This is a genomic window from uncultured Clostridium sp., from assembly GCF_934754925.1.
Taxonomy (GTDB): Bacteria; Bacillota; Clostridia; order Clostridiales; family Clostridiaceae; genus Clostridium.
Window position 1 is genome coordinate 1 of the sequence record NZ_CAKVJA010000098.1, and the last position, 2,682, is coordinate 2,682.

At 29.9% G+C, this 2,682-nt stretch carries 3 protein-coding genes, 2 tRNA genes and 1 rRNA gene; 3 read left to right on the forward strand and 3 right to left on the reverse strand.

The window, feature by feature from the left end; translation table 11 throughout:
* The first annotated feature begins 106 nt into the window (after positions 1–106).
* Positions 107–223, forward strand: a 5S ribosomal RNA gene (gene rrf, locus Q0G30_RS14055).
* 5 nt (positions 224–228) lie between these two features.
* Positions 229–304 (forward strand) — tRNA-Phe (locus Q0G30_RS14060).
* Positions 305–465: 161 nt separating this feature from the next.
* On the opposite strand, the gene bcp is transcribed toward Q0G30_RS14060, so the two are convergent.
* Positions 466–927, reverse strand: coding sequence for a thioredoxin-dependent thiol peroxidase (gene bcp / locus Q0G30_RS14065; protein WP_294391335.1), 462 nt, complete (start codon positions 925–927; stop codon positions 466–468).
* A gap of 138 nt (positions 928–1,065) precedes the next feature.
* Here bcp and Q0G30_RS14070 point away from each other — a divergent pair, with 138 nt between their 5' ends.
* A complete protein-coding gene (locus Q0G30_RS14070; protein ID WP_294391337.1) occupies positions 1,066–1,812 on the forward strand; it encodes a peptidylprolyl isomerase in 747 nt (248 codons plus the stop codon).
* Positions 1,813–1,902: 90 nt separating this feature from the next.
* Here Q0G30_RS14070 and Q0G30_RS14075 read toward each other — a convergent pair whose 3' ends face one another.
* Entirely contained in the window at positions 1,903–2,544 is a 642-nt protein-coding gene (locus Q0G30_RS14075; protein ID WP_294391339.1) for an HAD family phosphatase, read from the reverse strand.
* Between the two features lie 62 nt (positions 2,545–2,606).
* Positions 2,607–2,682, reverse strand: a tRNA-Pro gene (locus Q0G30_RS14080).

Below are 2,682 nucleotides of genomic sequence, written 5' to 3' on the forward strand. Positions count from 1 at the left end.
GTGTAAGTGCGGTAACGTATGTAGCTGACTGATACTAATAGGTCGAGGGCTTGACCAATAAATATAAAATAATTCATGTGCAATTTTGAGATAACAATCTCAAAGATCTGGTGATGATGGCGTAGAGGAAACACTCCTTCCCATTCCGAACAGGAAAGTTAAGCTCTACAGCGTCGATGGTACTGCACGGGGGACTGTGTGGGAGAGTAGAACGTTGCCAGGTAATGTGGCTCGATAGCTCAGTCGGTAGAGCAGAGGACTGAAAATCCTCGTGTCCCTGGTTCGATTCCTGGTCGAGCCACCAGGAAAAAGCACTAACATAAGTTAGTGCTTTTTATTTTATATTAATAAAGAACCATATTTAAAGTAAAGAATAAAGAGTAGCTAAATTAAATTTATCTACTCTTATAATATCAAAATAACACTAAAAATTTTATTATTAACTATTTATTACATGGTATTAATCTATAGTAAGTTTAAATCCTCAAGAACTGTACTTACATGTTCCTTAACTTTAACTTTTCTATATTCTTTAATAAGAATGCCTTCTTCATTAATTATAAAAGTACTTCTTTCTATACCCATAACTTTTTTTCCATACATATTCTTTTCTTTAATAACATTAAATAAGTTACAAACTTCTTCGTTTTCATCACTTAAAAGTAGAAAAGGAAGATTAAATTTTTCAATAAATTTAGAATGAGATTTCAATGAATCCCTACTTATACCTATAACAATAGCATTTTTATCAGCAAAATTATTACTATTATCTCTAAAGTCACATGCTTCAGTTGAGCAACCAGGAGTATTATCTCTTGGATAGAAATAAAGTATTACCTTTTTACCTCTATATTGACTTAATTTATGTTCTTTATCATCAGAACCCATTAATGAAAAATCAGGAACTAAAGAATTAATTTCTACCATATTGACCTCCTAAAATTATATAATAATAATTATTATATAATAGTTAAAAAATATAATCAATAAAAGAATTGTAACTATATACATTGGTAAAAATCTGTTATAATTATATACATCATATATATAAAAGGAGAAATTTACATGGAAAACAAAGTTTTAGCTACTATTTCAGGTGTTGAAATAACAGAAAATGATTTAAATGCAATAATAATGAGATATCCAGCAGATAAAAGAGGAATGTTCAATTCTGAGATGGGGAAAAAACAATTATTAGAGCAAATGATTTCATTTGACTTAATGTACAAATTAGGAAATGAAATGAAAATAAATGAAACAGAAGAGTATAAGGCAAACTTAGCACAAGTTGAAAAAGATTTACTTACACAAATAACAATCAATAAAGTATTATCAGAAGTAACAGTTACTGATGATGAAGCTAAGAAATACTATGATGAACATAAAAATGAATTCGAGCAACCAGCTACAGTATCTGCAAAACACATATTAGTTGATAATGAAGAATTATGCTCTGAAGTTAAGAACAAAATAGCAAGTGGAGAATTATCTTTTGAAGAAGCTGCAAAGAAATATTCTACATGCCCATCTAAAGAACAAGGCGGAAACCTTGGAGTATTTGGTAGAGGAATGATGGTTCCAGAATTTGAAGAAGCTGCTTTCGGATTAGAATTAGAAAAGGTAAGTGAACCAGTTCAAACTCAATTTGGATATCACTTAATTAAAGTTGATGCAAAAAATGAACCAAAAACTTCAGAATTTGCTGATGTTAAAAATCAAATTATTCAAAAATTAATTCAAGAAAATCAAGAAAAGAAATATTTAGATTTAATAAAAGAACTTGAAGCTAAATATGATGTTAAGAGATTCTAAGCTTAATATAGAATAATAAAAATCACATGTATAAGTAAATTTTACCTATGCATGTGATTTTTTATAATTATTAAATTAAAACTCTAGTAATTACAATAATTCTTCGTAGCTATATATATAATTATCACATTCTCTTTTTAATAACTCTATTTGGTGTTTGGCATGTTCATCATATACACCAGTAACTTTCATCCCTGCTAATTTTACACCATTAACAGCGGCTATTATATCCTCATATACCATGCATTCAGAAGGGGTAACTCCTAATTTCTTGGCTGCTAATAAATATATATCTGGATTACTTTTGCTTTTTTTTACTTCATCTGTAACAGTTATGGCATCAAATAGATCAAGAGCGTTATTACTCTCTAATGTTGCAGTTAATAAAGGAACAGAATTACTAGTAGCTAGTCCTATTTTTATTCCTGATTTTTTTAGCTTTTGTAAATAACTAAGGGCACCTGGCTTTAGTTTCACATTATTTTTGTAATGATTATATGCCATTGTATTCCATGTATTCATTATATCCTCAACAGAATCTTCGATTGAGAATCTATTTTTAAAATATTCAGCTGTTTGTGAAAAGCTTAAATGTGTAATTTCGTCGTTTAAGTTATTTGGAACAGTATGTCCCTTTTCTGTTAAATAATCAATATCTATTTGTTGCCATACCCACATAGAATCAACAAGGGTTCCATCTAAATCGAATATAGCAGCTTTTATGTTATTCAAATAATCATCTCCTAAATTATAATTTTGCATAACAAAAAAGAGATAGATTAAAACCTATCTCTTGGTCGGGGTGACAGGGATCGAACCTGCGACCTCATGGTCCCAAACCACGCGCGCTCCCATCTGCGCCACACCCCG

Excerpts from the sequence above, each read along its gene's own strand:
- bcp (WP_294391335.1), bottom strand. The coding sequence starts at position 927 with ATGGTAGAAATTAATTCTTTAGTTCCTGATTTTTCATTAATGGGTTCT.
- Q0G30_RS14070 (WP_294391337.1), top strand. The coding sequence starts at position 1,066 with ATGGAAAACAAAGTTTTAGCTACTATTTCAGGTGTTGAAATAACAGAA.